19 protein-coding genes are annotated in these 23,080 nt (G+C 72.0%); 14 read left to right on the top strand and 5 right to left on the bottom strand.

The genetic code is table 11. The features are described 5' to 3' along the window. Positions 1-31 precede the first annotated feature (31 nt). Positions 32-1,018 carry an MASE1 domain-containing protein gene (locus tag ACFWJW_RS29800; RefSeq protein WP_387247286.1) on the top strand — a complete coding sequence of 329 codons (987 nt, stop codon included), beginning with the start codon at positions 32-34 and terminating at the stop codon, positions 1,016-1,018. 31 nt (positions 1,019-1,049) lie between these two features. Here ACFWJW_RS29800 and ACFWJW_RS29795 read toward each other — a convergent pair whose 3' ends face one another. Then, positions 1,050-2,111, bottom strand: coding sequence for an ATP-dependent DNA ligase (locus ACFWJW_RS29795; RefSeq protein WP_387247228.1), 1,062 nt, complete (start codon positions 2,109-2,111; stop codon positions 1,050-1,052). A gap of 93 nt (positions 2,112-2,204) precedes the next feature. Between ACFWJW_RS29795 and ligD the strand changes: the two genes are divergently transcribed. Next, positions 2,205-3,218: a non-homologous end-joining DNA ligase gene (gene ligD, locus ACFWJW_RS29790; RefSeq protein ID WP_387247226.1), complete on the top strand. Its 1,014-nt coding sequence runs from the start codon at positions 2,205-2,207 to the stop codon at positions 3,216-3,218. 307 nt (positions 3,219-3,525) lie between these two features. Beyond that, a complete protein-coding gene (locus ACFWJW_RS29785) occupies positions 3,526-3,861 on the top strand; it encodes a hypothetical protein (protein ID WP_387247224.1) in 336 nt (111 codons plus the stop codon). A gap of 57 nt (positions 3,862-3,918) precedes the next feature. Here ACFWJW_RS29785 and ACFWJW_RS29780 read toward each other — a convergent pair whose 3' ends face one another. Continuing rightward, entirely contained in the window at positions 3,919-5,463 is a 1,545-nt protein-coding gene (locus ACFWJW_RS29780) for an AMP-binding protein (RefSeq protein WP_387247222.1), read from the bottom strand. Between the two features lie 469 nt (positions 5,464-5,932). Between ACFWJW_RS29780 and ACFWJW_RS29775 the strand changes: the two genes are divergently transcribed. Both ACFWJW_RS29775 and ACFWJW_RS29770 read left to right on the top strand, forming a co-directional pair. Beyond that, positions 5,933-8,017 (top strand): SpoIIE family protein phosphatase, encoded by a 2,085-nt coding sequence (locus ACFWJW_RS29775; protein WP_387247220.1) that lies wholly within the window; start codon positions 5,933-5,935, stop codon positions 8,015-8,017. A gap of 467 nt (positions 8,018-8,484) precedes the next feature. After that, positions 8,485-9,936: an APC family permease gene (locus ACFWJW_RS29770; RefSeq protein ID WP_387247218.1), complete on the top strand. Its 1,452-nt coding sequence runs from the start codon at positions 8,485-8,487 to the stop codon at positions 9,934-9,936. A 57-nt stretch (positions 9,937-9,993) separates the two neighbouring features. Here the strand turns inward: ACFWJW_RS29770 and ACFWJW_RS29765 are convergent, their stop codons facing one another. Beyond that, positions 9,994-10,332, bottom strand: coding sequence for a hypothetical protein (locus ACFWJW_RS29765; RefSeq protein ID WP_387247216.1), 339 nt, complete (start codon positions 10,330-10,332; stop codon positions 9,994-9,996). Between the two features lie 460 nt (positions 10,333-10,792). On the opposite strand from ACFWJW_RS29765, the gene ACFWJW_RS29760 reads away from it, so the two are divergent. The 7 genes from ACFWJW_RS29760 (at position 10,793) to ACFWJW_RS29730 (ending at position 19,266) form a co-directional block, all read left to right on the top strand. Beyond that, on the top strand, positions 10,793-13,522 hold the full coding sequence (locus ACFWJW_RS29760) for a SpoIIE family protein phosphatase (RefSeq protein ID WP_387247214.1): 2,730 nt from the start codon (positions 10,793-10,795) through the stop codon (positions 13,520-13,522). 49 nt (positions 13,523-13,571) lie between these two features. After that, complete coding sequence (locus ACFWJW_RS29755; RefSeq protein ID WP_387247212.1) at positions 13,572-13,970, top strand: SHOCT domain-containing protein; 399 nt, start codon at positions 13,572-13,574, stop codon at positions 13,968-13,970. Positions 13,971-14,100: 130 nt separating this feature from the next. Continuing rightward, on the top strand, positions 14,101-14,913 hold the full coding sequence (locus ACFWJW_RS29750; protein WP_387247210.1) for a DeoR/GlpR family DNA-binding transcription regulator: 813 nt from the start codon (positions 14,101-14,103) through the stop codon (positions 14,911-14,913). A 113-nt stretch (positions 14,914-15,026) separates the two neighbouring features. Beyond that, the gene (locus ACFWJW_RS29745) at positions 15,027-16,322 is read left to right on the top strand and encodes a four-carbon acid sugar kinase family protein (protein WP_387247208.1); all 1,296 of its coding nucleotides are present in this window, start codon (positions 15,027-15,029) and stop codon (positions 16,320-16,322) included. A gap of 25 nt (positions 16,323-16,347) precedes the next feature. Further along, positions 16,348-17,436, top strand: coding sequence for a 4-hydroxythreonine-4-phosphate dehydrogenase PdxA (gene pdxA / locus ACFWJW_RS29740; RefSeq protein ID WP_387247206.1), 1,089 nt, complete (start codon positions 16,348-16,350; stop codon positions 17,434-17,436). After that, the gene (locus ACFWJW_RS29735) at positions 17,433-18,755 is read left to right on the top strand and encodes an MFS transporter (RefSeq protein ID WP_387247204.1); all 1,323 of its coding nucleotides are present in this window, start codon (positions 17,433-17,435) and stop codon (positions 18,753-18,755) included. Before pdxA ends, ACFWJW_RS29735 begins: the two co-directional genes overlap by 4 nt. A 250-nt stretch (positions 18,756-19,005) precedes the next feature. Continuing rightward, entirely contained in the window at positions 19,006-19,266 is a 261-nt protein-coding gene (locus ACFWJW_RS29730; protein WP_387247202.1) for a hypothetical protein, read from the top strand. A 101-nt stretch (positions 19,267-19,367) separates the two neighbouring features. On the opposite strand, the gene ACFWJW_RS29725 is transcribed toward ACFWJW_RS29730, so the two are convergent. Further along, positions 19,368-19,799: a MarR family winged helix-turn-helix transcriptional regulator gene (locus ACFWJW_RS29725; protein ID WP_387247284.1), complete on the bottom strand. Its 432-nt coding sequence runs from the start codon at positions 19,797-19,799 to the stop codon at positions 19,368-19,370. Between ACFWJW_RS29725 and ACFWJW_RS29720 the strand changes: the two genes are divergently transcribed. Beyond that, on the top strand, positions 19,729-20,277 hold the full coding sequence (locus ACFWJW_RS29720) for a TIGR03086 family metal-binding protein (protein ID WP_387247282.1): 549 nt from the start codon (positions 19,729-19,731) through the stop codon (positions 20,275-20,277). The genes ACFWJW_RS29725 and ACFWJW_RS29720 overlap by 71 nt on opposite strands. A gap of 130 nt (positions 20,278-20,407) precedes the next feature. Beyond that, entirely contained in the window at positions 20,408-21,652 is a 1,245-nt protein-coding gene (locus ACFWJW_RS29715) for a cytochrome P450 (RefSeq protein ID WP_387247200.1), read from the top strand. Between the two features lie 45 nt (positions 21,653-21,697). Here the strand turns inward: ACFWJW_RS29715 and ACFWJW_RS29710 are convergent, their stop codons facing one another. Beyond that, positions 21,698-22,897 (bottom strand): MFS transporter, encoded by a 1,200-nt coding sequence (locus tag ACFWJW_RS29710; RefSeq protein WP_387247198.1) that lies wholly within the window; start codon positions 22,895-22,897, stop codon positions 21,698-21,700. Between the last annotated feature and the right edge of the window lie 183 nt (positions 22,898-23,080).

Raw genomic sequence — 23,080 nt, 5'->3', positions numbered from 1 at the left:
GCCCGGCCGTCCGCGTTGTCTGATGGCTGCTGTGGTGCGCACCGAGGAACTCCGCCGTCCCGCACCGGCAGCCCTGACGATCCTCGTGCTCGCCGGCGTCTACTACGGCACCGCGCAGATCGGGCTGCTGGAGCAGGTGGTGATCGCGGGCGCCAGGGTCACACCGTTATGGCCCCCTACGGGTATCTCCCTGAGCTGTCTGCTGCTCCTGGGTCTGTGGACCTGGCCGGGCATCGCGCTCGGCACCCTGCTGGTCGTCGCCTCCCTCAGCCCGCTCGACGTCTCGGTCCTCGGCATCATGGCCGGCAACACCCTGGCCCCGGTGTGCGCCTTCCTGATGCTCCGTCGGGCGGGCTTCCGTACCGGGCTGGACCGGCTGCGCGACGGGGTGGCGCTGGTCGCCCTCGGCGCCTTCGCCGGGATGCTGGTCAGCGCGACGGTGGGCAGCGGGACGCTGCTCCTCAGCGGGGCGCTGCCGCCCGGCGGCTTCTGGCGGACCTGGGCGGCGTGGTGGGTGGGCGACGCCATGGGCATCCTCGTCGTCACCCCGCTCGTCCTCGTCTGCTGTAAGGTCCACCGGCCGCGGGGCGTCCCCGCCTATCGGTGGGCCGAGGCCGCCGCCCTGCTGATCGCGTCGGTCGTGGTCTCCGTGGTGGCGGTCACCAGCGAGCTCTCGCTGCTGTTCCTGGTCTTCCCGCTGATCGTGTGGGCGGCGCTGCGCTTCCAGCTCGCGGGGGCGGCGCCCTGTGTGCTGCTGGTGTCCGTCCTGGCCATCACGGCGGCGACCCGCCGCACCGGACCGTTCGAGGGGCAGAGCCTGCTGGAGGCGATGGTCAACCTTCAGGCCCTCAACGCGTCCGCGGCGCTCACCGCGCTGCTGCTGTCGGCCGTCGTCACCGAGCAGAACAGCATTCGCCACAAGGTCGAGCAAGCCTGCCGCGAACTGGCCGAAGTGGTGGACCGGCTCGCTCCCGGGGAGAGCCGGCGCCGCTGGCCGCCTGAAGGGGAGGAGAGCTGACCCGCCCCGGCGCGGCCCGGGGCCCGTGCGGTCAGCCCCGCAGCAGCTCCTCCAGGTCGTAGCCCACCGGCTCCTCCAGCTGGGCGTAGGTGCAGCTCTCCGGCGTGCGGTCGGGACGCCAGTGGCGGAACTGGGCGGTGTGCCGGAAGCGGCTGCCCTCCATGTGGTCGTAGGCCACCTCGCACACCCGCTCCGGGCGCAGCGGCACCCACGAGAGGTCCTTGCCGCCGCTCCAGCGGCTGGGCCCGCCCGGCATCCGCCGCGACGCATGCGCCGTCTCGTCGGTCCACTCGCCCCATGGATGGCCCGTGACGTCCGCCATCCGCAGCGGCGCCAGCTCCTCGACCAGCTTGCGGCGCCGGGCCATGGGGAACGAGGCGCACACCCCGACGTGCTGGAGCTGCCCGGCGTCGTCGTGCAGCCCCAGCAACAGGGAGCCGACCACCGGCCCGCTCTTGTGCAGCCGGTACCCCGCCACGACGCAGTCGGCGGTGCGGGCATGTTTGATCTTGAACATGGCCCGGTCGCCCGGCCGGTACGGCAGATCGAGCGGCTTGGCGACCACCCCGTCCAGCCCCGCCCCTTCGAACTGGGTGAACCAGCCGCGCGCCAGCTCCTGGTCCCGCGTCGCGGGCGCGGTGTACACCGGGGGACGGGCCGGCCGCAGCGCCTCGACCAGGGCTTCCCGCCGCGCCGACTGCGGCTCGGACAGCAGCGAGGCGGAGCCGAGGGCCAGCAGGTCGAAGGCGACGAGCGAGGCGGGCGTCCGCTCCGCGAGCGTACGGACCCGGGAGTCCGCCGGGTGGATGCGCTCCAGCAGCTCCTCGAAGTGCAGCCGGCCGTCATGGGCGATCACGATCTCGCCGTCGACGACGCAGCGCCGGGGCAGCTCGGCACGGGCCGCCTCGACCACTTCGGGGAAGTAGCGGGTGAGGGACTTCGTGGTGCGGCTGGCGATCTCGATGTCCTCGCCGTCCCGGAAGACGATGACGCGGAAGCCGTCCCACTTGGCCTCGTACTGCATACCGGCGGGAATATCGGCCACCGGCTTCGCGAGCATCGGGGAGACCGGGGGCATGACGGGCAGGTCCATGTCCCGATCCTGCGGGCTGCCGGCGCATCCCGCGCGCCGGGCCCGTAGCCCTTCCGGCGCGCGGCGGCGGCGCACGGTACTTAACGTGGAGTCATGGCCGGAGCCGGAGCTGTGGAACTGGATGTCGCGGGGCGGAAAGTGCGGCTGTCGCACCCCGACAAGACGTATTACCCGGAGCGCGGCTTCACCAAGCTGGACGTCGCGCAGTACTACCTCGCCGTCGCCGACGGGGTGCTGCGGGGCCTGCGCGACCGGCCCACCACCATGCAGCGCTTTCCCGAGGGCATCGAGGGCGAGTTCTTCTACCAGAAGCGGGCGCCCAAGGGCATGCCGGACTGGCTGCCCACCGCCCGGATCGCCTTCCCGAGCGGACGGTTCGCCGACGAGATGTGCCCCACCGAACCGGCGGCCGTGCTCTGGGCGGCCAACCTGGGGTGTCTGACGTTCCACCCCTGGCCCGTCCGCCGCGGTGACACCGAGCACCCCGACGAGCTGCGCATCGATCTCGATCCGCAGCCCGGCACCGATTTCGCGGACGCCGTCAAGGTCGCCTTCGACCTGCGCGAGCTGCTGGCCGAGCACGGGCTGCGCGGCTGGCCCAAGACGTCCGGCGGCCGCGGTGTGCACGTCTATGTGCCGATCCGGCCCCGCTGGACCTTCACCGACGTCAGACGGGCGGCGATCACGCTGGCGCGGGCGCTGGAGCGCCGGATGCCGGATCTGGTGACCTCGGCGTGGTGGAAGGAGGAACGCGGCGAGAAGGTCTTCGTCGACTACAACCAGATGGCCCGGGACCGGACCATCGCCTCCGCCTACTCGCTGCGCGCCCGGCCCCGGGCGACCGTCTCCACCCCGCTGCGCTGGGACGAGCTGTCCGATGCCGCCCCCGAGGACTTCGATCTGCGCACGGTCCCGCCGCGCTTCGCGGAACTCGGTGATGTGCACGCGGACATGGCGGACCATGCCTTCGGCCTGGATTCCGTCCTGGAGCTCGCGGACCGGCAGGCGGTGGACGAGGGCCTCGGCGATCTGCCCTATCCCCCCGACCACCCGAAGATGCCGGGCGAGCCCTCCCGGGTCCAGCCGAGCCGGGCCCGGAAGCGCTGAGCCGGGACCGGGCGCTCCGGTGCGCTGACCCGGAACCTCTGCGGCGAGGCACCGCGGCGCCGGTCCCGTGGCGCTCGCCGACGCGCTGCTGACGGAGCTATTGCCGCCCGACGGTGCCACCGATGATGCGGCCCTTGTCGTCGTCCGGCTCCGGCCAGGCCGTTCACCAGCTCGCTTTGCCGATTCATTACCGCGACTGGAGCAATTCTTGGGGCCGTTGGAGTGGCTCTCCGCCGTGTCTGCGGGGTTTCCGGCGAGGCGCGGTACTCATCGATTGTCAGATTTCCTGCCACACAGGAGAAACGCAATGCGCAAGTACATAGGCCGCTCCGTGGCCACCGCGGCCCTTGCCGCCGCTACCGTCCTCCCCCTCGCCGGCATCGCTTCGGCCACCCCGCAGGCGCCGGCCGCATCGTCAAGCGGCGACCACCACGGTCGCAACCACCACGGTCGTGACCACCACGGTCGTCACCATCACCACCACTGCCACCACCACGGCGGCTACAACGGCTTCGGCGGCCTCTTCGGCGGCTTCGGTGGCTTCGGCGGCTACAACGGCTTCAACGGCTACGGCGGCTGCGGCTACGGCAACTACGGCTACGGCTTCGCGGGCTTCCCCTTCGGCCTGCTGGGCATCCTCTGACCGGCAGCAGCACAGTCGGGCCGCCGCAGCTCAGGCTGCGGCGGCCCGTCGTTGCTGTCAGCCGGTCGCGCAGGTCTGCTCGGCCCGCCGCCGCAGCTCCTTCTTGTCCGGCTTGCCCACATCGGTCAGCGGCAGCGCCTCGACGAAGGTGATCCGGTGCGGCTCGTACATCGCACCGCGCTCCGCGCGGACCATCGCACGCAGCTGTTCCCCGTCGACCTCGCTGCCCGGTGCCCGCACCACCGCGGCGTGCACCCGCTCCATCCGGTCGGCGTCCCGGACGCCGAACACCGCGCTCTGGCGTACCTGCGGGTGCGAGTTCAGCAGGTCCTCCAGCTCCGTGGTGTACACATGGCCGCCGACCACGACGATCATGTCCTTGAGCCGGTCGACGATGGTCAAGTACCCCTCGTCGTCGAGGAATCCGATGTCCCCGGTGTGCAGCCAGCCGTCCCGCAGGACCTCGGCGGTCAGCTCGGGCTGCTTCCAGTACCCCTTCATGATCGTCGAGGAGCGCACACAGACCTCGCCGTGCTCACCGGCCGGGAGTACGCGGCCCGACTCGTCGCGGATCTCCACCTCGACGTCGGGCAGCACCTTCCCCGCCGAACGCAGCCGGTCGGGGCGCTCCGGATCGTGGTCGTCCTGGGTGAGCACGCTGATGGCGCCGGCCTCGTTCTGCCCGTAGCCCTGCATCAGCACCGGGCCGAACATCCGCACCGCGTCGGCGATCCGGGCCGGCGACGCCTGACAGCCGCCGTACGTGAGCATCCGCAGGCTGGAGGTGTCGGTGTGCGGGGCGTCCGGATGGTCCATCAGCTGGTAGAGCAGCGGCGGCAGCAGGAACAGCTCGGTGATGCGCTCGCGCGCGAGGGCGGCCAGCACGGTGCCGGGGTCGAAGTCGTCGAGCAGGACGACCGTGCCGCCCGCGTGCAGGGTGCGGTCGGCCGCCATGCCCGCGGCGTGCGCGAGGGTGGTGCAGACCAGTTGCCGGCGCGTGGGATCCGGCTGCTGCCGCACCAGTCCGTGGAACCAGCGCGTCTGCTCGAAGGCGGTGCAGATGCCCTTCGGGTGGCCGGTGGTGCCGCCGGTGTGGCGGATGCTGCACACATCGTCGGGCCGGGCCCGGCTCGCGAACGGCTCGTCCGACTGTCCGGCCGCCAGCTCCAGCAGGTCCGCGCCCACCTTCGTGGGGCCGAGGACGAGGACGTCCGGCACCGGCGCCAACTCGGTCAGCTCGGCGGCCCGTTCGGCATACCGTGGGTCGACGATCAGGGCCCGGGTCTCGACATCGCGGACGATGGCGGCCTGCGACTCGGTGGACAGCTTGTTGTAGAGGTGGTTGACCCGGGCGCCGATCAGATTGGCGGCGTAGCGGGCGGCGAGGATCTCCGGGAGATTGCCGCTGAGCAGGGTGACGGTCGCTCCGCGGTCGACGCCCCGGGCGCGCAGGGCGCGGGCCAAACGGTGGACCAGCGAGCGGAGTTCGCCCGCGGTGACGCGGCGGCCCTGGTGGACCAGGGCTTCGCGCGCCGGGTCGGCGCTAAGTGCATCGAGGTTCTCCTCCACATAGGTACGGAAAGTCTGGGCGGCGGTAGGCATGATGTACGGCTTCCTCCTGACGCCGGCGGGTGCGGTACGCCGGGGTGGAACTTTTAGTTGCTGGAGGCAACTAAAGTCAGCGTAGTCGCTGGAGATCGACATCTCCAAGTCCGCTGTTGGGCACGGGGTGAGCGCCGATCGCGGGCCGCTGCGGCCGGCCCCGCGGCACCCGGTGATCACCGGGTGCGGTCGGCCGCGCGACGTACGGTCACCGGCCCGGTCGCCCCCGTCGGAACCCCGTCCGGAATCATCGCCTCGAATATCGCCAACACGGTCGCCGACCTGGGAACCGCGTCGGATAATGCTCCCTCGCGCACGGGGTGCGGACGCCCTGCGGATCTCGCTCTCCCTGCGGGTCCGTCCCGTGTCGAGAGATGATGGGGAGCAACGGAAGCACAGCGAGAACCGGCCGATGTACGGAGAGCGCCACGGCTGTCGGTCTGTGATGACCGGCGGAAGGAGTGCCTGGATGGGTGCGACCGACGCGTTCCCCGAAGGTGCTGCCCAGGTGGGGGCCACACCCGGGCAACCCGGCGGCCTGCTGGACGTGCTGGGCGTCGCCGCGGTGATGCTGGACGCGGACGGACGCATCACCCTCTGGAGCCCGCAGGCCGAGTCGCTGTTCGGCTGGACCGCGGAGGAAGCACTCGGCCGGCCGGCCGCGCAGCTGCTGGTCGGACCGGAGCACTTCGATCTGGTCCTGGGGCTGTTCTCCCAGGTCATGGCGGGCGGCGAGAGCTGGGCCGGAGTCTTCCCCGTCCAGCACAAGGACGGCAGTACCCGCCTCGTGGAATTCCGCAATATGCGGCTGCTGGACGAGCGCGGTGAGACCTACGCCCTGGGCATCGCCACCGACCAGGCCGTGCTGCGGCGGGTCGAGCGGGATCTGGCGCTGTCCGTCCGCCTGGTGGCCCAGTCGCCGATCGGCCTGGCGGTCCTGGACACCTCGCTCCGCTTCGTGATGGTCAACCCGGCGCTGGAGCGCATCAACGATCTGCCCGCCGACCAGCACATCGGCCACGATGTCCGGGAGGCGCTGTCATTCCTGGACACCGACACCATCGTGTCCAGCATGCGCGCGGTCCTCGACACCGGCACGCCGATGCTCGACCAGTACACCGTCGGCCGCACCGCCGCCGACCCGCACGCCGACCGGGCCTGGTCGGTGTCGTACTACCGGCTGGAGGACGCCCACGGCCGGGTGCTGGGGCTGGCCACCTCCGTCGTGGACGTCACCGAGCAGCACCGGTCCGCCACCGAGGCGGCCCGCGCCCGCAGGCGGCTGGCCGTCATCGCCGACGCCTCCGCCACCGTCGGCACCACCCTCGATGTCGACCAGACCGCGCACGAACTCGCCGATGTCATCGTGCCCGAGCTGGCGGACCTGGCCGCGGTCGATGTCCTCGACGCCGTACTGGACGGCCGGCGCCCGACCTCGCTCTCCCGCGGCGGCCCGGCCCGCTTCCGGGCACTCGCCGTATCAGCGGCCTACTCCACCGAAGCCGTCCGGGCCGCCGACCCCACCGGCCAGATCGCCTCCTACGAGGCCGACCGGCTGATCACCCGCTGTGTGACCGAGGCCCGTCCGGTGCTCGTCCCCCAGGTCAGCGAGGGCGACCTGCCGCACATCGCCGCCGACCCGCAGGGCGCCGCGCTCCTCGGGAAGGCCGGACTGCACTCCTACCTCGCCGTGCCGCTGATCGCCCGCGGCGAGGTCCTCGGCGCGCTGTCGCTGTACCGCGTCCGCAATCCGGAGCCGTTCGACGAGGACGACGCGGTGCTCGCCGTCGAACTGGCCGCCCGGGCGGCGGTGTGCATCGACAACGCCCGTTCGTACCAGAGCGAACGCCGCACCGCGCTCACCCTCCAGCGCCATCTGATGAACCACCGGCCGCCGCAGCCCACGGCCATGGAGATCGCCTACCGCTACCAGCCGGCCCAGGCGGCCAGTGAGGTCGGCGGCGACTGGTTCGACGCCATCCCGGTGGCCGGCGACAAGACCGCGCTGGTGGTCGGCGACGTGATGGGCAGCGGCATCAACGCCGCCGCCACCATGGGCCAGCTGCGCACCACCGCCCGCGCCCTGGCCGACCTCGACCTCGACCCCGCCGAAGTGCTCCGCCATCTCGACCACATCGCCGTCGGCCTCGACCCGGCCTTCGCCACCTGCCTGTACGCCGTGTACGACCCGCACCGCATGGAGTGCCGGATCGCCGTCGCCGGGCATCTGCCCCCCATCGTCGTACGGCCGGACCGGGCACCCGAGTTGCTCGACCTGCCCACCGGGGCGCCGCTCGGGGTCGGCGGCGTCCCCTTCGAGCAGACCACCGTAAGGCTCCGCGAGGGCGACCAACTGGTGCTCTACACCGATGGGTTGATCGAGACCCGGGACCAGCCCATCGACGCCCGTCTGGACACCCTGCTGGAGCTGCTGGCCGAGCCCCAGCAGGATCTGGAGGGCCTGTGCGACCGCCTCCTGGGCTCCCTGCGCGATGAGCACGACCACGACGATGTCGCGCTGCTGATCGCCCGCCCGCATGTGCACGAGGGCTGACGGGGCGAGCGGCGGGGCGGCGGAGCGGCCACCTATCCGGCCGACCGGCCAGGCCACCGGTCTCCGACCGACCGGCCAGGCCACCGGTCTCCGACCGACCGGTCGGGCCACCGGTCTCCGGCCGACCGGCCAGGCCACCGCCGCGGTCCCGGCTCGGACCGGCCACCGGTCCGGTGAGACCGGCAAGGGATCCGGCGGCGGCCCGCGGGAATCCGCACCCTCCCTCCGGCCGCGGAATTCGCTTGATTTCCGCGATGGATCATGGATAAGCGTTCCGGGAGTCCTCAATAGCTACGGATTTCGTTGTCCACGAGGCTTAACGAGACCTTGACGTGAGTCGTCGGCAGGGGTTGTATTCGGTCACCAAAGCGGGGCCTGTGGGAATCCGGGCCGCATCGCTTTGCGGCGCTCGTCCCCCGAAGTGCCACCCCTCATGCCGCCAGCACCGATGGGATACGGATACCGATATGCCCTACACGCCTGTTGCCCCCGCAGCACCTGAGCGGGACACCCGTAGCGCGACGGACGGGGACACCTCCAGCGGCCCCAAACTCACCCGGTCGATCGGTGTGGTCGGCGGGACCCTGCTCACGCTGTCCTGTCTGACCCCGGCGTCCTCGCTCTTCGTGATCGTGCCGGACTCCTTCGCCGGCCTGGGCACGGGCACCGCGCTGACCATCGCCGTCGCGGCCCTGCTGTGTATCGGCGTGGCCTTCACCTACTCCGAGCTCGGCACCCTGATCCCGAGCTCCGGCGGCGAGTACGCGATGGTCGGCACGCTCATGGGCCGCCTGGCCGGGTGGCTGGTTTTCGTGCTTTCGCTGATCGTCGTCATGATCGTGCCGCCCATCATCGCCCTGGGCACCGCCGACTATCTGGCGCCGATCGTGCACCTGGATCCGCAGTACACCGCCGCCGCGGTGATGCTGCTGGCCACCGCGATGGGCCTGCTCGACCTGCGCGCCAACGCCTGGATCACCGGCATCTTCCTGGTGCTGGAAGTCGTGGCCTGCGCGGTCGTGGCCTTCCTGGGCTTCACCCACACCCAGCGCTCCGCGTCCGTGCTCGTGCACCCCGTGATCGACGCCGGCGGCGGCCACAGCACCGCCGTCACCGCCGGGCTCATCGTGGCCGGGCTGGCCACCGCGCTCTTCATCCTCCAGGGCTTCTCCACGGCCGTGTACCTCGCCGAAGAGATGGACAACCCCCGCCGCAATGTCTCCCGCACCGTGCTGTGGACGCTCGGCATCGGTGTGGCCGTCGTCCTGATCCCGGTGGTCGCGATCACCCTCGGCGCCCCTGACCTGAAGACCCTCGGCGCCGGTGACGTAGCCGGCATGGTGCAGGACTGGAGCAATTCGGGCATCGGCACCTTCGTCAGCCTCTGCATCGCCCTGGCGATCATCAACGCGGCGATCGTGATGGTGATCCAGAACTCCCGCGTGGTCTTCTCCTCGGCGCGCGACGCGGCCTGGCCGGCCGCCGTCAACCGCGTCTTCTCGCACGTGGGCCGGCGCTTCGGCTCCCCCTGGGCGGCCACCCTCGCGGTGGGCGTCCCCGGCGCGGCGCTGTGCTTCGTCAACCTCGACACCCTGAGCGAGGTCACCGGTGTGGCCGTCGCCGCGATGTATGTCTTCGTCGCCCTGGGGGCCCTGGTCTCGCGCCGGGGTGAGCACAAGCACCGGGCGGCCTGGCGGATGCCGCTGTGGCCGGTGGTCCCGGCGCTGCTGGTCATGGTGCTGGCGTGGGTGCTCTCTCAGCAGAGCACCGAGAGCCTGGTGATCACCGGCGTCATCGTGGCCGTCGCCGCGCTGTACTGGGCGTGCTATCTGCGCCCGCGCCAGGAGACGCACTGGGTGATCTCGGTCCCCGAGGACGAGCAGGCCCCGCCCGAGAAGCCCGCCTCGCTGCCCGTATAGGGCCGTCGAAGCCGCAGAACCGCCCGCCCGGAGCCTCTTGCCCGGGCGGGCTTTCTGTCACCGCCCGCTGAGCCGGGAGAGCGCCAGCGCGTCCAGGAGGAGGCACACGTGGTCGACGGCGTCCCGCCCGGCGGGGCTCTCGGCCACCGGTGCGTCGTCGAGCAGCCCGGCGGTTCCCCGCAGCAGGTCCAGCAGTCGCCCGGTCATGTCGGCAGCCGGTTCCGTGTGCGCAAGGGCGGACCGGATCTGCTCGCTCGTGAGCGGCAGACCGGTTTCGAGGAAGTGGAACAGTGCCACGGCGGTACGCCGGTCGGCATCGTTCGGCTTCCACAGTCCGAGCGCGTGGTGGTCGATGAGCGCGGCCGCCTCGGCTCGGATCTCCTCGGGAACATGCATGCCCACGAACGTCTCATACCGTCCCGACGGCGAGTGCGCGGGCAAAGGGGCACCCAGGGTCACCTCCGTGCCGCCTCCGGGGTCCCGGTGAGCGGCGCTGACCAGGCACGTTGCGCCGGCGCCGAGCTCACCCGAGCGGCGGAGCCCGATCAGGCAAGCGGACGGGCCTGTGGGAAGAGTTACATGAACCCCCGACGCCTTGGGCGATTTGTTCCCGATGCGGTGGTGCCCGGCCGCAGCCGGGTATGTCCCCTTGGTCGGAGAGGTTCGCATGTGTGCAGCAGGGAAACCTACCCAGGGGTCTTCCCGCCCTCTGGCGCCGTGCCGTGGATCACGGGATCATCCTCGGAAAAGCCGTGCGGCCGCCCGCGGGACGGGCCCTCGCGGACATGCCCTGGTGGCTGCTGCGCTCCGCATCGCGCGGCTCGCCCACCGTATGCGGGAGGTGTAGAAAGAGGACATGGCCGGACGCTACGGCCGCCCGCGTTCGGTTCTCAGGATGCGAACTGTCGCAGGTCAGGTCTTTCTCCTGCAGGTGGCGATCGTGGTGTTGCTCGTCGCCGCCGCCATCGCCGCACTTGTGCTGCAATCCCGGTCCGACGCAGACCGCGAAGCCCGCAACAGGTCCGTGGCCGTCGCTGAGGCATTCGCGAACGCACCGGGCATCGAGGCGGCACTGAAGACCGCCCACCCGACCACCGTGCTACAGCCGCGGGCGGAAGCCGCCCGCAAGCGCTCCGAGGTCGACTTCATCGTCGTGATGAACACCCAGGGCATCCGCTACACCCACCCCATCGTCAACCGCATCGGCAAGAAGTTCGTCGGCACGCTCCAGCCGGCGCTGGCCGGCGGGGTGGTCACCGAGAAGATCACCGGCACCATCGGGCCGCTCGTCCAGGCCGTGGTGCCGGTCTTCAGCCACAGCGGCCCGGACAAGGGAAAGGTCATCGGGCTGGTCTCGGCCGGAATCACCGTCAACCGCGTGAGCGGTGTCGTCGACGACCAGTTCCCGCTGCTGTTCGGCGCCGCGGCCGGCGTCCTCGCGCTGACCACCGGCGGCACCGCGCTGGTCAGCAGGCGACTGCGGCGCCAGACCCACGGCCTCGGCCCGGCCGAGATGACCCGGATGTACGAGCACCACGACGCGGTGCTGCACGCCGTACGCGAAGGCGTGATCATCATGGGCGGCGACGGCTGTCTGCTGCTCGCCAACGACGAGGCGCGCCGGCTGCTCGGCCTGCCGCCGGACGTCGAAGGGCGCCAGATCGCCGATCTCGGGCTCGACCCCGCCACCGCCCATCTGCTGGCCTCCGGCCGGGTCGTCACCGACGAGGTCCACCCGGTCGGCGACCGGCTGCTGGCCGTCAACCAGCGCTCGACGGACCAGGCCGGCGGGCCGCCCGGCAGCGTCACGACGCTGCGCGACACCACCGAGCTCCGGGCGCTGACCGGCCGGGCCGATGTGGCCCGCGGCCGTCTGAAGCTCCTCTACGACGCCGGGACCGAGATCGGCACCACCCTCGACGTGGTGCACACCTGCGAGGAGCTCGCGCAGTTCGGCGCCACCCGCTTCGCCGATATCGTCACCGTCGACCTGGCCGAGGACGTGCTGATCGGCGAGGAGCCCACCTCCCCCGGCGGCGCGCCCGTCGAGATGCGGCGGATAGCCGCCAGAGGCGCCCCGCCGGACAGCGGCCTCTACCCCGTCGGCAAGCTGATCCGGTTCGAGCCGGCCACCGCCCTCGGCGCCGGCCTCACCAGCGGCAAAGCGGCCCTGGAAGCGGATCTGTCGGCGTTCGCCGGCTGGCATCTCCAGAGCCCCGAACGCGCCAGAAAGATCGTCCAGCACGGTATCCATTCGAGGATCGCGGTGCCGCTGCGCGCCCGCGGCGTCATCCTCGGCGTGGCCATCTTCTGGCGCTCGAACGAGCCCGAGCCCTTCGAGGAGGAGGACCTCTCCGTCGCCGAGGAGCTGGTCGCCCGCGCCGCGGTGAGCATCGACAACGCCCGCCGCTACACCCGCGAGCACACCATGGCGGTCACCCTCCAGCGCAGCCTGCTGCCCCGCGCCCTGCCGGAGCAGAACGCCGTCGAGGCCGCCTACCGGTATCTGCCCGCCCAGGCCGGACGCGGCGGGCTCGGCGGCGTCGGCGGCGACTGGTTCGACATCATCCCGCTGCCCGGCGCCCGGGTGGCGCTCGTCGTCGGCGATGTCGTGGGCCACGGGCTGCACGCCGCCGCCACCATGGGCCGGCTGCGCACCGCCGTCCACAACTTCGCCAACCTGGACCTGCCGCCCGACGAGATCCTCTGGCACCTCGACGAGCTGGTCACCCGCATCGACCAGGACGAGGGCGCCGAGGAGGCCGAGGGCTCGGTCACCGGCGCCACCTGCCTCTACGCCATCTACGACCCGGCCTCCGGGCACTGCACGATGGCCCGCGCCGGGCACGTCCAGCCCGTCCTGCTGCGGCCGGACGGCACCGCCGAGGTCGCCGACGTGCCCGGCGGTCCGCCCCTCGGGCTCGGTGGCCTGCCCTTCGAGACCTGGCAGCGGCAACTGCCCGAGGAGAGCCGTCTGGTGCTCTTCACCGACGGGCTCGTGGAGGACCGGAACCGCGACCTCGACGAGGGTATGGCGCTGCTGAGCCGCACCCTGGCCGATCACCCCGGCCGGACGCCGGACGAGACCTGCGAGGCCGCGCTCGGCGCGCTGCTCCCGGACCGGCCAAGCGACGACATCGCGCTGCTCGTCGCCCGTACCCGGGTGCTGGACACCCAGCATGTCGCCGACTGGGACGTGCCGCCCGACCCCTCGGCGGTGGGCCAGATACGGGCCGCGGCGGTCCGGAAGCTGATCGAGTGGGGCCTGGCGGAGGAGGCGTTCACCGCCGAGCTGATCCTCAGTGAGCTGGTCACCAACTCCATCCGCTACGCGGCCGGTCCCATCCGCGTACGCCTGATCCGCGACACCTCCCTGATCTGCGAGGTCTCCGACCGCAGCAGCACCTCACCGCATCTGCGGCAGGCCGCCACCACGGACGAAGGCGGCCGCGGACTCTTCCTGGTCGCCCAATTGGCCGAACGGTGGGGGACGCGTTACACGACCAGCGGCAAGGTCATTTGGACGGAACAGGCCCTCACCGGCCTGGATGTGGTCGCGGCGGAGGCCGACGGCGAGGATCCTTGAGCTGACGGAAGGATGAGCTCGGGGGCTCCCAGCGCCATAGGAGGCCATGATGGACTACCCGCTGCTCAACGCGTTCTGGACCATGTGCCTGATCTTTTTGTGGGTCATGTGGCTGATCCTGCTGTTCCGCATCATCGGTGACATCTTCCGCAGCCACGACCTCAAGGGGTGGGGCAAGACCGGCTGGCTCGTCCTGGTGATCCTGCTGCCCTTCCTGGGTGTTTTCGTCTATGTGATCGCCCGTGGTCACGGGATGAGCGAACGGGAGATCGCCCAGGCCGAACGGCAGCAGAAGCAGCTACAGGAGTACCTGCGCAAGACCGTGGCGACCGGTGACGACGAGACGAGCCGGCACGCGGATTCCCTGGCGAAGCTCGCCGAGCTGAAGAACCACGGCGACATCACGGAGGAGGAGTACCAGAAGGCCAAGGCGAAGGTTCTCGCCTGACCGAACAGCACCCTGAAGGCGGCGCCCGCCGCTGCCTGCTCCACTGCTACTCTCGAATTGCGCGAAACACGCAACTTGAGAGGTCCCTTCGGGACGCCGGCAGCGACGGCAGGCAGAGGCGGGCAGTGACGTGACCAGTGGGGAGCGCTCGGCCACCCGGCGCCGGCGCGAGCGGATGGTGGAGCTGCTCGGCGCCGGCGACATCAGCGTGCACGATCTCGCGGCGGAGTTCGATGTCTCGCTGTCCACCGTCCGCCGCGACCTGGCGACACTGGCCGCCCTGGGCCGGATCACGCGGACGTACGGCGGCGCGGTCGACCACCGGGCCGTCGAGCGGTCCTGGCACGACAAGGAGCACGAGCAGCGCGGCGAGAAGGACGCCATCGCCCGCGCCGCGGCGGCGCTGGTCCGCAGCGGCGACGTCGTCCTCCTCGACGCGGGCACCACCGTCGCCCGGCTGGCACATGAGCTGCGCGACCGCGGCGATCTCACCGTCGTCACCAACGGCCTGTCCACCCTGGTCGAGCTGGCGGACGCGGAGGTGGACGTCGTGGTGCTCGGCGGCCGGCTGCGGCGGCCCAACGAGTCGCTGTTGGGCACCAGGACGGAACAGGCGCTGCGCCGGCTCACCCCGGACATCGCCTTCCTCGGTGTCGACGGTCTCGACCCCCGGCGGGGCGTCAACTGCCCGGACCCGGAGCAGGCCGCGCTGAAGGAGACGATGGCCGAGTGCGCCCGGGCCGCCTGGGTGCTCGCCGACCACTCCAAGCTCGGCGGCGGAGGGGGCTTCCCGTACTGGGCGCCGATGCCGGCCGGGACCGGCCTGATCTCCGGGGGCGAGGAGCGGGAGCTGGCCGCGTTCACGGACGCGGGCTGGTCGGTGCACCCGGCCGCGGTGCGCCCCGAGGACGGCGCCGAGGGCGCCCCGCTGCACACCTCTTGACAGTCCGTTCGGCGAGTCGCCACTCTGAATTGCATGAACCGCGCAACAAAAATGCGCGGTTCGGTCACTTCGGGGTCGACGGTGGCACCGGAGAGCCGACGGGAGGAGACCGGGTGGCCCAGGTGCTCGTCATCGGAGACGACCTCACCGGCAGCAATGCGACCGGTGCGCTCTATGCGCGACAGGGCCTGCGGGCCGTCACCGTCGGCGACCTCGACCGCGTCACGCGCTACGCGGACCGGGTGGACGTCCTCGTCGTCAACACCGCCTCGCGCCACTGGAGCCCCGCCCGCGCCTACGCGGCCGTCCGGGCCGCCGCCGGCACCGCGGGGGAGGCGCCGCTGATCGTCAAGCGCGTCGACACCACCCTGCGCGGCAATCCCGGCAGCGAACTCGACGCGGTGGTCGATGCCCTGGCCGCCCGCGAGCCCGCGGCCCGGATCCGGACCCTGGCCGTCCCCGCCTTCCCCGACGCCGGCCGGACCACGGTGGGCGGTCTGCATCTCGTCGACGGCGTACCGCTGACCCGGACGGCCGTGGCCCACGACCCGTTCGACCCGGTCCGGCACGCACGGGTCGCGGCCGTACTGGGCGCCCAGAGCAGGCGCAGCATCGCCGAACTGGCCCTGGACGTGGTGGAGCGGGGCCCCGGCGCGGTGGCCGCGGCGTTGCGGGAGAGCCCGGCCGACATCGTGGTCTGCGACGCCACCGAGAACGCACATCTGCGCACGGTCGCGACGGCCGCGGCCCGCCTCGCGACCGAGGACCGCATCCGCTGGGTCGCGCTGGACTCCGGACCGTTCGGCGCCGCCCTCGCCGCCGAAATGGGCCTGCGGCCCGAAGGCGGCGCCCCCGCCACCGTCCTGGCGGTCGTCGGCAGCGTCACGGACCGCACCCGCACCCAGCTCGCCCGCACGGAAACCGCGCTCGGCGCCCGCTGGGCGGCACTCGACCCCGCCGCCCCGGACCCCGACCGGGCGCTGACGGCACTGCGCGCGGCCGCGGGGGAGGGCGCCACGGTGCTCGGCGTCCGGGTCGCCGCCGGACCGCCGGCCGCCGCGGGTTCCGCCCCCGTACCCGATCCCCGCACCGCGGCCCGCATCCTGCGCGCGCTCGCCGAGGTCGCCCGCCGGGCGGTCGCCGAGCTGCGCCCGGGCGGGCTGTACGCCTCCGGTGGCGATGTCGCCGCGGCGGTCACCTCCGCACTGGGCGCCGACGGTTTCGCCATCGAGACCGAGGTGCTCCCGCTCGCCATCGCCGGACACCTGGTGGGCGGCCCCCACGACGGACTGCTGTTCGCCACGAAGGGCGGCCTGATCGGCGGCCCCGACGCGGCCCGCGACTGCGTGGAACACCTGCGCGCGGCCTGCACCCGGCACACCCTCGGCCCCACGTTGAGCGCGAAGTGAACACCGCACCCCGAAAGGCGAGCCCATGACCGACCCTCAGCCCGCGACCGCCCCCGGGACGGACCGTCACCGTCCGGATGCCGGCGGCCCGCTGCCGCTCCTGGCCGTCACCCTCGGCGATCCCGTCGGCATCGGCCCCGAGATCACCGCGCGCACCCTCGCCGACCCGGCGACCCGCGCACTCGGCCGCGGACTCGCCGTCGGTGACGCCGCCGTACTGCGCCGCGCCGTCGCCGTCTGCGGCCTGGAAGTCGAGGTCCACGCCGTCGGCACGCCCGGTGAGGCACGCTTCGAGCCCGGCACCATCGATGTGCTCGACCTCGGGATCGCCCCCGCGGACCTGCCCTGGGGCATGGTCGACGCGGTCGCCGGCCGCTCCGCCGTGGCCGCCATCGAGGCCGCGACCCGCGCCGCGCTGGCCGGTGAGGTGGACGGCATCGTCACCTCGCCGATCAACAAGGAGGCCATCTGGGCGGCCGGTTCCGAGCACCTCGGCCACACCGAGATGCTCGGCGAACTCACCGGCGCGGCCCACTTCGACACCATGTTCGTGGTCCGTGGCCTCAAGATCTTCTTCACCACCCGCCATCTCGCCCTGCGCAAGGCGCTCGACCAGATCACCGAGGAGCGGGTCGTGTCGAGCATCCGGCACGCCACCACCGCACTGCGCGTCTTCGGCCATGACGCGCCCCGGCTCGCCGTCGCCGCGATCAATCCGCACGGGGGCGAGGGCGGCCACTTCGGCGACGAGGAGATCACCGTCCTGCGTCCCGCGGTCGAGAAGGCGGCCGCCGAGGGCCTCGGTGTCGTGGGGCCGGTCCCCGCCGACTCGGTCTTCCACCAGGGCCTCGAAGGCCGCTTCGACGGCGTGCTGTCGCACTTCCACGACCAGGGCCATATCCCCGCCAAAACCGTCGACTTCGACGGCACCGTCTCCGTCACCGTGGGGCTGCCGATCCTGCGGACCTCCGTCGACCACGGCACCGCCTTCGACATCGCGGGCAGCGGCCGCGCCTCGCACGGCACGATGGCCGCGGCCTTCCGCGCCGCCGCCGGCTTCAGCCGCTGCACCGACCGGATCCGGGCCGCATACGGAACGGCGGCCGCCCGGTGACGGCGGCCCGCCCGCAGCCGATCCCGCCGTCGCCCCCGTCCGCGGCCCCCGCCAAGCGCTGGGTGTACGTCATTCCGGTCGCCGCGATCATGTACATGCTGGCGTATCTCGACCGGAACAACGTCTCCGTCATCCTCCCCTACATGCACGGCGATCTGGCGCTGTCCAACGCCGACCAGGGCCTGGTCGGCGGCGTCTTCTTCGTCGGCTATGTCTTCCTCCAGATCCCGGCCGCGATCCTCGCCCAGCGCTGGAGCGCCCGGAAGACCGTCCTCATCCTGATGGTGGCGTGGGGGCTGGCCGCCTCGCTGTCCGGTCTCGTCCAGACCAAGTCGCAGTTCTACGTGGCCCGTTTCGTGCTCGGCTTCTTCGAAGGTGGTGTCTGGCCGGCCGTCCTCATCCTGCTCGCCTCGTGGTTCCCGCTGCGCGAACGGGCCCGAGCCAACGCCCTGTGGATGGCCTGCCTGCCGCTCTCCTCGGTGTTCATGGCGCCGCTGTCGGGGTGGATGCTCGACCATGCCGGCTGGCGCTGGGTGCTGGTGCTCCAGGGGGTGCCGCCTCTGGTGTGGGCGGTGGTCTGGTGGTTCGCGGTCACCGACCGGCCCGCGCAGGCCCGTTGGATCTCCCGCGCCGAGGCCGAGCACGTGGCGCGCTCGATCGCCGCCGACGAGGCCGCGAAGCCCGCGGCGGGCAGCGGCTCGTACCTCGACGCGGTCAGGCAGAAGTCCGTCCTCGTCCTCATCGGCGTCTACTTCTTCTGGATCACCGGCTTCTACGGCTTCAATCTGTGGCTGCCCTCGGTCATCAAGGAGCTGACCCACGACGGCTCGTCCACCGAGGTCGGGCTGCTCACCGCGGTCCCGTTCACCGTCGCCCTCGTCGTGATGATCGCCAACGCCGCCTGGTCCGACCGCACCGGCAGACGCCGCCGGGCGGTGGCCGTCCCGCTCGTCGTGGGCATCGCGGCACTGCTGCTGGGCCAGGCCGTGGACGGCGCCCTGCCGCGGATGCTGCTGTTGTGTGTGACGGCTGCCGCGGTCTACGCGCCGTACGGCCCGTTCTGGGCGATCCCCGGTCAGTTGCTGCGCTTCGAGGTGGTGGCCGTCGCCATGGGCCTGATCAACGCCCTGGGCAATCTCGGCGGGTTCGCCGGCCCCTATCTGGTCGGCTGGCTGACCGACGCCACCGGCTCCAGCGTGACCGGCTTCGCGGTCCTCTCCGGCTTCCTCGCCGTGGCCGTGGCACTGGTGACGCTGGGACTGCGCACGGGCACCCGGCCTGTACGCCAACCGTCCGAGCCGGTGGTAGAAGGGGCCTGACGAGTCGCCGTGTGATGCGCCATCAGTTCGTTCTGTTTCAGGTTCTCGTGTTGTCGCCCCCGCCGAGATCGCCGACGGGGGCGCTGTCTTTTCCGCAGCGCGGGCGGTGTCCTACCACGAGGGAGAGGGGCGGCGGGTTGATCAGTTACTCCAACTCGCCCAATTCACGACGTGTCAGGTTTTGGGAGATTCCGTAAAGGTGCATCCTGAAAAGGTCGATATACCCCTTTGATCCTCTCGAGGAGCAGACATGCGCATCCGCGCCGCGATCGCAGCCAGCGCGCTGGCCACCACCATCGTCATGGGTGGTGCGAGTGCCGCCCTGGCCTGCAACATGGGCAAGGTGCACAAGGACCGTCACCACCACCACTACAAGAACCACCACGGCCACGGCCACCACGCGTCCTGCTGGCTCTCCGCGGGTGTGCTCCACCACGTCGGCCCGGTCTTCAGCGAGGGCTGCGAGCGCGGCGGCTGGGGCTGGGGCGGCGACGACGGCCATCGTCGGTAATCACAGAGCTCTTCCGGCCGGTGCCGGCCGACGGACCCACGGGTCCGTTCGGTCGGCACCGTCGGCATGTCGGGGCCGCGTCGCGCCGCCCGCCCGTCGGTTCAGGTCCGGGGTGAACCCCGGCCGGGCTTCCGTGCCGTCAACTCCGGCAAGGTGTACAGCGTGTGCAGCGCCCGCAGGAGGCCGGCGCGATCGGCGGCCGGAAGCTGCGCGAGCAGCCGTTCCTCGCCTTCCTGGATCGCGGCCTGTGTCGTGTCCCGCAGCCGCCGGCCCTCGGCGGTGAGGGACAGCAGGCGCACCCGGCGGTCCTCGGGGTCCGGCTGACGGCTAATCAGCTCCCGGCGCTCCAGATCGTCCAGGACGGCGATGATGCGGGTCTTGTCCGCCCGGATGGCCTCGGCCAGCGCCGCTTGCGTGCGGAGCGGTGTCTCGTCGAGATGCAGCAGCACCGCGTAGGCCCACATCGTCAGACCGTGTGCGTCAAGGACCGGCTGCTCGGCCGCCATCAGCGCACGGCCCAGGGGTACGACCATCGCCGCCAGGTCGGGACGGCGCGGCCGTCCTGCGGGCGCGAGGGGAGAGGGACGGGAGCCGGCGCACTGGGCGGTCCGGCCGCTCGGCACGGACCCCGTCGGGGAGTACACCGCCGCGGCGGAGAAAGTCATCGCCGCCTTCGCGACCGTGGAAGGGCCGGACCAGGCGTTCGCGCTCCCCGAATTCAGCGCCACCCGGACCTTCCGCGCCGCCCGTGCGATCGGCTTCCACCTCATCGACTACGTGGTGCACAGCTGGGACGTCGCCCGCACCCTGGACCTGGCGTACACCCCGGCCCCCGAACTCCTGCGGGCCGCCCTGCCGATAGCCCGCGCCGTCCCGGACGACGACTCCCGGCTGGCCCCGGGCAGCGCCTTCCGGCCGGGGCCGGCCGCCGCCGAGGACGCGGACACCCTGGAGCGGATCCTGGCGGCTCTCGGCCGTTCGCCGCACTGGCCCGAGGCGCTCAGCTCTTGAGGCGGGCCGCCGGGGCGGGGCCGGTTCGGGCGGTGCGCTCTGGACGGGTACCGGACCGTGCTTTAGCGTCAACAGCCGCCGTGCACCACCGTCCGAGCCCGACGTCGCTCAGGGAAGCCGAGGACGTGTTGTGACCACTCTCCCGCAGCCGCCCGACATCCTGTCACCGCAGTTCGCGGCCGACCCCTACCCCGCGTACCACGTCCTGCGGGTGCACTATCCGGTCTTCCACGACCCGGGCACCGACAGCTTTCTGCTCTCGCGGTACGAGGATGTGTCCCGGGCCTTCCGCGATCCGGTGTTCACCAGCGACAACTACGAGTGGCAGCTCGAACCGGCGCACGGCGGCCGGACGCTGCCCCAGATGAGCGGCCGTGAACACGCCGTACGCCGGGCCCTGGTGGCCCCCGCCTTCCGGGGCCGGGAGCTGCGGGAGAAGTTCCTGCCGGTCATCGAGCGCAATGCGCGGGAGCTGATCGACACCTTCCGCGACGCGGCGGAGACCGATCTCGTGGCGTCGTTCGCGACCCGCTTCCCCATCAACGTCATCGTCGACATGCTCGGGCTGGACCGCGCCGACCACGACCGCTTCCACGGCTGGTACGCCTCCGTCGTCGGCTTCCTGTCCAACCTGGCCCAGGACCCCGAGGTCGCGGAGGCCGGCCGGCGCGCCGGCCGGGAGCTCGCCGCTTACCTGCTCCCGGTCATCCATGAACGGCGGGCCGCCCCCGGCGACGATCTGCTCTCCACACTCTGCACCGCCGAGATCGAGGGCACCCGGATGAACGACCAGGACATCACGTCGTTCGTCAGCCTGCTGCTCTCGGCCGGCGGCGAAACCACGGACAAGGCCCTCGCCGCCCTGTTCCGCAATCTGCTGTCCCACCCGGAGCAGTTGGCCGCCGTACGCGCCGACCGGACGCTGATCCCCGCGGCCTTCGCCGAGACGCTGCGCTACACACCCCCGGTCCAGATGATCATGCGGCAGACCGCCGCCGACGTGACCCTCAGCGGCGGCACCATCCCCGCGGGCGCCACCGTCACCTGCCTGATCGGCTCCGCGAACCGCGATGAGCGCCACTACGCCCGGCCGGACACCTTCGATGTCTGCCGTGACGATCTGACGCCCACCACCGCCTTCAGCGCCGCCGCCCAGCACATCGCCTTCGGCCTCGGCCGGCACTTCTGCGTGGGCGCACTCCTGGCCAGGGCCGAGGTGGAGAGCGCCGTCAATCAGCTGCTCGACGCGTTCCCCGCGATGGACTTCGCGGAGGGTACGCCGCCCGCCGACGCGGGCGTCTTCACCCGCGGGCCGGAGCGGCTGCGGGTGCGGCTGGTGCCGGTGGACGACCCGGCCCGGACGAGCGCGGACTGACGGCCCGTCCGGAAGCGCGGTGCGGGTCCCGGGGCCCGGCGCCGGTCAGTTCTCGTCGGCCGGCGGGTGGCGCAGTACGTAGAGGCCGACGGCGACGGCGAGCCCGATGACACAGGCGGAGAAGGTCAGTCCGGCGCCGCGCAGGCCGAGCACCAGGGTGAGGGCACCGACGCCGACCACGGGCAGCGAGATGCCGAGATAGGCGACGAGGAAGAAGGCCGAGATGGTGCCGCCGCGGTGCGCGGGCGGTGCCGCGTGGCCCACGGCGGTCAGCCCGGCCCGGAACGCCAGGCCCTGGCCGACGCCGCCGCACACCGCGCCGCTGACCAGCAGCGGCAGGGAGGTCACCGCCAGCGAGGCGGCCACCAGCAGGAGGCCCACCACCAGTACCAGACAGCCGCCCGGCAGCGCTCGGCGGACACCGATCCGTTCCGTCAGGGACTGCCCGGCGGTGGAGCCCAGGAACACCGTGAAGACGACCATCCCGGCAACGGCCAGATTGCGTACCCCGAGCGTCTCGTGGAGGAAGCTCGGCGTGACCGCGGTGAACAGCCCCAGGAGGGCGAAACCGGCGAACGCGGCGACGGCCGAGGGGGTGAACACGCCCCGCACCTCGGGCGGGAGCCGCAGGCCCTGGGGCCGTAGCTGGTGGAGGCGGTGCGGAGCACCGACGGTCTCCGGCAGGAACCAGGTCACCCCCGCCGCTCCGGCCACCAGGACGAGATGGACCAGGAACGGCAGGACCAGCGGCCACGGCGCGTACTGGGCCAGCAGCCCGGACAGCAACGGGCCGCAGCCGAGGCCGCCCATGTTCGCGGCGGTGGCGGCGAACCCCGCCCGCGCTTCCTGGCCGGGCCGGGCGAGCTCCAGCACCGCCGCGGTGGCGGCGCCGCTGAACAGCCCGGCGGCGAAGCCGGACAGCACCCGTCCGAGCAGCAGCATCGGCAGCCCGCCCTCGAACACGAAACACAGCGCGCTGGCCGCCGACAGTCCCAGCGCGCACAGCAACACCGGCCGCCGGCCCACCTCGTCGGAGACATTGCCGGCCAGGAGCAGCACCGTGATCACCCCGAGGGCGTACACGGCGAAGACCACGGTCACGATCAGCTCGGAGAAGCCGAGCTGGGCGCGGTAGAGCCCGTACAGCGGGGTGGGCAGCGTCGTCCCGGCCATGCCGACGGCGAACACCCCGGCCGCTGCGGGGTAGCCGAGCCGCCGGGTCCCGCTCGTGCGATCGGTGATCATGGCGTCAAACGTAGGCTTCCGCCGCCACCCCCCGTCGAGGACCCACCGCAGGGACCTTGGGGAGCGGAAAAAAGCCGGGCGTGGCGCCCCCCCGGGTTGCGGGGGCCCCACGCCCCGCCCCGTCCCGGGGCAGTCTAGTCTAAACAAAAGATGCAGCCCACCTATTTTGGGGTGTATATATAG

Source organism: Streptomyces sp. NPDC127097 (assembly GCF_042724075.1).
Classification (GTDB): domain Bacteria; phylum Actinomycetota; class Actinomycetes; order Streptomycetales; family Streptomycetaceae; genus Streptomyces.
The sequence above is the reverse complement of the archived record's forward strand: the minus strand, read 5'-3'. Positions and strand labels throughout refer to the sequence as shown.